This is a genomic window from Candidatus Obscuribacterales bacterium (assembly GCA_036703605.1).
Lineage (GTDB): Bacteria > Cyanobacteriota > Cyanobacteriia > RECH01 > RECH01 > RECH01.
On the sequence record DATNRH010001106.1, the window covers coordinates 1 to 6,777 of the forward strand.

Here is a 6,777-nt window from a genome sequence, read left to right on the forward strand (position 1 = left end):
CAAAGTTTTAAAAACTTTTTCGGTAAATGGAGTCTTTTCTTCGGCCCAAAGCCAGTCTTTGAAGATTTTGTCATTTGTGCCAATTATAGACCAGTATGTCGATAGGAATCCTAATTCTAAACCCGATCTTAAAGACGTCAAACCTTGTTTGAAGAATCCAAATTTAGTTATTTGATATGATGACTTAAGCTCGTGATAGGCTTCCATTATGCTGAAATTTGAGCCATTAAGAAAATCAGCTACTCTTTCAATCGGGTAGCTTTGAGAGAGTGCAAAAATTAGATATAAGCCCGCTTCAATCGAGTTTTTTAAATTCTCTTGCTCTTCGAATTGAGAAAGAAATTCATAGGTTGATGTTGCAGCTTTATAGTTTTTGTCTGCAAGAACCATCTCTTTAATATTTCCTGTAAATTAGGTTATTGATATTTTACAAGTTTCATGGCGAATGCCGATTTATTTGTGGGGATTTCATCGAAAGCTTAAAAAGCGGTGTCATGACAACTAAATTCTTGATCAAACCTTAGTCAGGTCTATTATTGAAACCACAGTCACAATATGGCATATATTTCAGAGTGCTATACAAATAACTTCAGAAAATCTTTATGATCACCTATCCTGCTGCAGTTCCTTCGCGTAGTGCATCAACCTTGGGAAAAAGTCTAGAAAATCCTGTTCTAAATCATCATAATGCTGCATCATCTCCTGCCCTGCAGTTGCCAAACAGGTTGGACGCTTAAATCGTCGGGCTACGCGTGCAAAGGTACGATCGACCCCAGCCATAGTGCGGCAGTCGCCCAGCCAGTTTTGCTGAATCATCGTCGGCAATGCCCGCTGCAGCGATTCCGGGAGGCGATCGCGATCGCGCCATAGGAGTTGATAGATATCGTCAATAAATTGATCGAGGCTGTTGGTATAGAACTGATGCCAGTTGCGCGCTAGAAAATGATCGTAACTGATATCAATAATGATGCCGGCTAGCCGACGGTAAGGTGGCTGCAGGCGCTGACGGCTGCGGCAGTGGACGGGATGGCGATCGGTGAATTGGTCAATATCCCGATGGGTTTGAATGCCTTGGAGGATGACAGGGCTATAGCGATCGCTGTGGTTGGCAAGGCAGCCTTTAACAAAATCACCGAGGAGGTTGCCCAGGCGCGCATCATCGGAAGGGTGGGCTAGTCGCAAGTGGGCTAGGTGGTTCATGCTTCTAGGGTAGCCTTTGCAGCAAATCATAGCCTCAAGGTGAGCTAGGCCACACTATTTCTTGGCCAGCTCTTCTAAAATCCAGACATGGGTTACTAGGTGTTTGCATAAGGGCACATGCGGTTCTGCTGAACACCTAACAAATGGCCAGTGCAGTTCTAGGCGTTTCGCTAAAATCGAAGCTAGGAAACTCTAATCCAAAGGTTTCTAAGATGATTGACTGACAAAATCTGTGAGCCAGATGTCCGAAAGCCCTCACCTTCGCTGTTAGGGAAGGAAACCGGAAGGGTAGTTCAGCTTCCCTTGGAGAAAGGGTTATCAGCTTTTGTCAGTCAACCAGCTTCCAGGATGGCGATCGCTTGTCTACCACGTGATCTCCTCTCCATGTAGTACAGGTTCATGCTGGAGCTGACTCTGGAAACAAAGAGAACGATTTGTTCGGCAACCGCGCAGGATCAGCGTATGCAATACATTGACATCAACATGGCCCCGTTAGCTCGGTTGGAACGTCATTCCCTGAGGGGTAGAGCGCTACTCCCGGCCGATGGCGTTGTTCTTCCCCCAGGTTTTGAGCGATCGCCGACGGTTGCCGCTCTAGGTAGCGATCGCCCTTCGCGGGTAGGCTTGCTGCGGCGAGGTCGAGCCTTGGCGCTACCGATGCCCCATCACTGGTTGGCATCCCAGCCCCTGAGTTCTAGGTCTCGGCGGGGACAGGCCTATCCCCAGGCGATCGCTACAGAACTGAATCCCCACGGAACGATGCCCCAATATGCTCATTCCTCCGTGGTTACCCATCCGGTGCAAATTTATCCGGTACAGTCTCACCATGCCCAGATAGCGGCTTGCTTGGTCGAGCACCACTGGCCGTTAGAAGCAGGCCCCGTATTAGGGCTGGCCTTCGATGAACCGGCCTACGGGGAAGATGGCATGGTGTGGGGCGGCGAATTTTTCCGGGTAGACTACCATCAGGTGCAGCGGCTGGCTACGCTGAAGCCGGTTCCGCTGCTGGGGAATGAGCGGGCGATCGCCGAGCCTTGGCGGAATACCTACGCCCACCTCATTTCTGCATTTGACTGGGATGATGTCAACGCTGTTTATGGTCAGCTTGAGCTGATTCAGTTTCTCCATGCTCAGCCGCGGATCTTGCTGAACCAATTGATGATTACTGGAGCCCAAGCGCCGAAAACCTCCTCTGTGAGTCGCTGGTTTGATGCCGTGGCGGCGGCCATCGATCTACATCGTGAAGCGGCAGACTATGGCGGTCAGGGGGGCGACGCTCTAGAGCAATGTATTCAACCTGAAGACTGGATCGGTGCAGAGCGATCGCCCTATCCTTTCTCGGTGGATAAGATGCGTCTGCGCACAGGGCAGCGCCTGCCCTACCTAGATCCCCGTTCCATGTGGCACGCTTTGCTGGAAGATCTAAGCCAAGGGGAATCTATGGGGTTGATGGCAGCCCGATTTCAGGTGGGTCTAGGACATGCGATCGCAGACTTGGCGATGGAGTTAGCCCAAGGGCAAGGGCTGACCCATATTGCTCTGGTGGGATCGATGGTGCATTATCCGCGCCTCACCCAGTTAATCACCCAGCGTTTGATTGATAGCGGTTATCCCGTTTTGGCAGCTCCACACCGATCTCAAGAAGCCCAAGTGCTGCTGGGACAGCTTGCCGTTGGTGCGGCCCGTACCCTGAACCTAGCATCAGCCGATACCTTGATCGCCCAAGAAGCGGTGATTTGTTCCTGATGCGGCGGATTTGGATGGAAAAGACCGCTATCGTTTTGTTGCAGGTTACGTCTGAATCATGAATCCCTTGTCAGGATGTTAAAGGGGTATTGATCGGCCCTTGCCCTACGGCAGACCCATACGATATCTCTTTGAGCTAGACCGTCCCTTAGCTTTTCTGACGCGATCGCGCTCAATGCAAACGTTACGGAGTTTTTTGCTATGACCCCCCCCCTCCTGCATCCCGATGACTCCTCGCCTCAGGATCCTTCATCTCTAGACCAACTCTTACATCGGCAACTACGTCAGTCCGTGTCTCGCTATTTCTATGAATCCTGTGATGGGGTGATGCAGGCCTTGCTGTTAAGCTGCCAGTGGCAAATCACCACCACCGTCGATGCGTTGACCCTCGTCATCCACTGTCCCAACCCCGCTACCCATAACAGGGTGTTGAACTACTTGCCGTCCCTGGCCCGCTATCTAGCCCGCTTTGGCAACACGGCCCGCATCCACATTGGCTCAGCGGACAGCAATGCTCCTTCGTTGGATATTCAAGTCGATGATTACTCGTTAACGGAGTGAGCTGGTCGAAGCTGGCGTTGGTGAGGTCTAAGGGGGTGGGTTTCGACTCCGCTCAACCCTCGTCTCAGTGAAGCTACGTTGCCGGGTTTCGACGTTACTCAACCCTCGTCTCATCAGGATTTGAGCCTTTTGACGTTGCTCCATGCTCGCCAATCGTTAGGTTCTTCCACTTATCCCTGTTGACCACAACCGATCCTGTCTTGTAGCGTTAGGGCAAGTTTGTCGGCCAAACCCGCGACCCAAGCTTCATCCTGGGCGGTGTAGCTACGGGGAACATTGGCTCCGAGGATGATCACACCGCGATCGCCTAGGGGTTGGCAGATCACCCCTTGGGTATTGTCAGGCAAGTAGTTGAATTCAATGCGTCCAGGGTAAAGATCCAGCTTCACCAAATACACTGGCTTCTGAGTGGTCAGCACCCGCTGCACAATGGTTCCCGGCGTTACCTGGGGAACCGTTCCCAAAATACCCCGTCGCAGGATCGTGTGGCCGTCGTAGTAAACCACCAGCGATCGCGTCACGGTGTTGGTGAGCAGCAGATGGGATGCCCAGGCTAGCTCGGTTTTAATGTCGTCTGGCAGTGTGGGATCCAGCTCAAATCCTTCCTCTCCCACCAGCTCGACCGCATCGGGCGATCGCGGCTGCACACGTTGCCACAGGAGACCGGTTAAGATCAACACCGCGCAGGCAATCACGCCCAGCACATCTGCCCTGGCCTGAGATTCTGTTAACACCGGAGTGACTAAGCGATTCACCATCAGCAGCGTGCCAGCCAAGCCGCCGACCCAAATGGGTAGACGACGCAATACTAAGGTTTGATCCGGCTTCGTCATAATAATTGAAGAATGAGGTGGAAACCTTTGGGTAGGGTGACGGTTTCACCGCCCATTCCCACGACAAGTCCCCTACCATCATAATCGAAGTGGCAGGCTAACCAGCTTTCCCACTCTTGCTCTATCGCATTGATGACACGCGGATTATGCACCACGCCCAATTGGCTTTAGTCGGTTTTTTGTTCGCTTGGATGGGAGGGGGAGATGTTCAAGTCCTGCGCCCCTCAAACCTATCCAGTTGGATTGAGGAGATGACCTGGATTCAACCTTTTAAGCCTATTGTTCTGAGTCCAACGCCCGAAACCGATGCGATTGCTCAACGCTATCTGGCAGCCATTGATGATTTAGGCTTTGCCAGGCAAGAGCAGGGCATCTGGCTGCAGGTGGGGAATGATGTGGTGCTGGATCATGAAGGGACAACCCCCCTATCCGCTGCGTCTCTGACCAAAATTGCCACGACTCTCGTGGCTTTGGATGAATGGGGACCAGACCATAGATTTGCCACGGTTCTGGCTACTACGGGGCCGGTTGAAAATGGTGTTCTCCAAGGCAATTTGATCATCCAGGGGGACGGCGATCCCTTTTTCGTGTGGGAGGAGGCGATCGTTTTGGGTAATGCCCTGAATCAAGCAGGCATCACCCAGGTGGCCGGGGATTTGGTGGTGGTGGGCAATTTTGTCATGAACTACGAAACGGATCCTTTGGTGGCAGGGGAGCTTTTTGTGCAGGCCTTGAACTCTCAGGACTGGGATGGCGAGGTGGCGGATCAATATGCGCGTTTACCTGAGGATACGCCCAAACCCACGGTGGCGATCGCTGGCTCGGTGACAGCGGCCTGGCAGATGCCCACGCGGGCCGTACCGATTTTGCAGCGCGACTCTCTGCCCCTGTCGCAAATCCTCAAGGCTATGAACATCTACAGCAACAACACCATGTCGGAGGTGATGGCGGAGGCGTTGGGCGGTGCAGATGTGGTGGCGGAACGGGCGGCAGCGATCGCGGGCGTGCCGGGGGAAGAAATTCAGCTGATCAATGGATCGGGGCTAGGGGAAGAAAATCGGGTCTCGCCAAGGGCGTCGGTGGCCATGCTAATCGCTATTCAGCGGGATATGCAGGAGACTCAACTGACGGTCTCTGATCTCTTTCCCGTGGCTGGTCGGGATGAAGGCACCCTGCTCTCCCGCGATCTTCCCACCCTGGCCGCCGTGAAAACGGGTACCCTCAACCAAGTGAGCGCATTGGCGGGAGCCTTTCCCACCCAGCGTGGCGTGGTGTGGTTTGCCTTGATTAATCGCGGCTGGGATCTCGATAGCTTTCGCCAGCAGCAGGATGTGTTGCTGCAGCAAGTGTTGGCAGAGTGGGATCCAGTGGCGATCGCCCCCCGTGAGCTACGCCCCGACAATACGGAAAACCCTGAGGACTTACTGGGAGCCCCAGAACGAACAAAGCGGCTGACGGAAACAGCTCAGACGGCGGATAGCAACACCCTAGAGTTCTAACCTTAGCGGCGCTGCAGGCTGCGAGGATCGAGAGCATCCCGCAGGCCGTCGCCCAGGAGGTTGAACGACAGGACTGTCAGGACAATTAACACCGCAGGTGACCACACCAGCCACGGCTGCAGCACCAGCACCGATGCATTGGTGGCTAGGGAGAGCATATTGCCCCAGGAAGGATCGGGCTGTTGAATACCGAGACCAATGAGGCTAAGCACCGCCTCGGCAATGATGAAGCTGGGAATGGAAAGCGTAGCGGCGATGATCACGTAGGTTGCGGTCTGGGGCAAGACATGGCGGACGATGATATACAGCGGCTTGGCTCCCATCGCCTTGGCCGCCTGCACAAAGTCTCGTTCCTTAATGGACAACACCTGCCCACGGATCACCCGCGCCAGACCTGACCAACTGACGAAGGAGGTAATCAAAATAATCAGCATGAAGCGCTGGGAACTGCTGAGCCCCACCGGCAGCACCGCCGCCAGAGCTACCAACAGGTAAATGGTGGGAATGGTCATCAACACTTCCACTAGACGCATGAGGGTCGCATCGACCATGCCGCCAAAGTAGCCGGAAATGCCGCCGACTAACATCCCCAGCGGGAAGGAAATGGCAATACCAATCAGGCCAATACTGAGGCTAATGCGGCCGCCGTGGATGAGCCGACTCAATTGATCCCGAGCTTGTTCATCGGTGCCCAGTAGATTCAGCCGTCCTTCACCCACGGTGCCAAAGAGATGGCGATCGCCCGAAATGCCGGGAAACACGGTTACTTCTTCAAAGATGCGATCGCCCCCAGAACCTAGATTGACCGGCAGGGGCAAGGTGACTCTTAAAAATTGATAGGCATCACCGCGTACAAACAGGCGGATCGGTGATGGTTGACTATCGTCGGCAATCAGTTCCCGTTTGCCGGTTTCTAGGCTTACGGGCCCTTGGGTGGT

General features: G+C 53.6%; 7 protein-coding genes. 3 read left to right on the plus strand and 4 right to left on the minus strand.

Annotated features, from left to right (window positions below; all coding sequences use genetic code 11):
* Together V6D20_22940 and V6D20_22945 are read right to left on the minus strand one after the other, a co-directional pair.
* Nucleotides 1-390 (minus strand): hypothetical protein (locus tag V6D20_22940; GenBank protein HEY9818637.1); only part of this gene is annotated, 390 nt, incomplete at its 3' end.
* Between the two features lie 216 nt (nucleotides 391-606).
* Complete coding sequence (locus tag V6D20_22945) at nucleotides 607-1,200, minus strand: ACP phosphodiesterase (GenBank protein HEY9818638.1); 594 nt, start codon at nucleotides 1,198-1,200, stop codon at nucleotides 607-609.
* 462 nt (nucleotides 1,201-1,662) lie between these two features.
* On the opposite strand from V6D20_22945, the gene V6D20_22950 reads away from it, so the two are divergent.
* Nucleotides 1,663-2,946 (plus strand): hypothetical protein, encoded by a 1,284-nt coding sequence (locus V6D20_22950; GenBank protein HEY9818639.1) that lies wholly within the window; start codon nucleotides 1,663-1,665, stop codon nucleotides 2,944-2,946.
* A gap of 201 nt (nucleotides 2,947-3,147) precedes the next feature.
* Nucleotides 3,148-3,507 (plus strand): hypothetical protein, encoded by a 360-nt coding sequence (locus V6D20_22955; protein ID HEY9818640.1) that lies wholly within the window; start codon nucleotides 3,148-3,150, stop codon nucleotides 3,505-3,507.
* 170 nt (nucleotides 3,508-3,677) lie between these two features.
* On the opposite strand, the gene V6D20_22960 is transcribed toward V6D20_22955, so the two are convergent.
* Nucleotides 3,678-4,340: a cofactor assembly of complex C subunit B gene (locus V6D20_22960; GenBank protein HEY9818641.1), complete on the minus strand. Its 663-nt coding sequence runs from the start codon at nucleotides 4,338-4,340 to the stop codon at nucleotides 3,678-3,680.
* A 116-nt stretch (nucleotides 4,341-4,456) separates the two neighbouring features.
* Here V6D20_22960 and V6D20_22965 point away from each other — a divergent pair, with 116 nt between their 5' ends.
* Complete coding sequence (locus V6D20_22965; GenBank protein HEY9818642.1) at nucleotides 4,457-5,839, plus strand: D-alanyl-D-alanine carboxypeptidase; 1,383 nt, start codon at nucleotides 4,457-4,459, stop codon at nucleotides 5,837-5,839.
* 2 nt (nucleotides 5,840-5,841) lie between these two features.
* Here the strand turns inward: V6D20_22965 and V6D20_22970 are convergent.
* The coding region (locus tag V6D20_22970; GenBank protein ID HEY9818643.1) for an ABC transporter permease at nucleotides 5,842-6,777 on the minus strand (936 nt) is incomplete at its 5' end.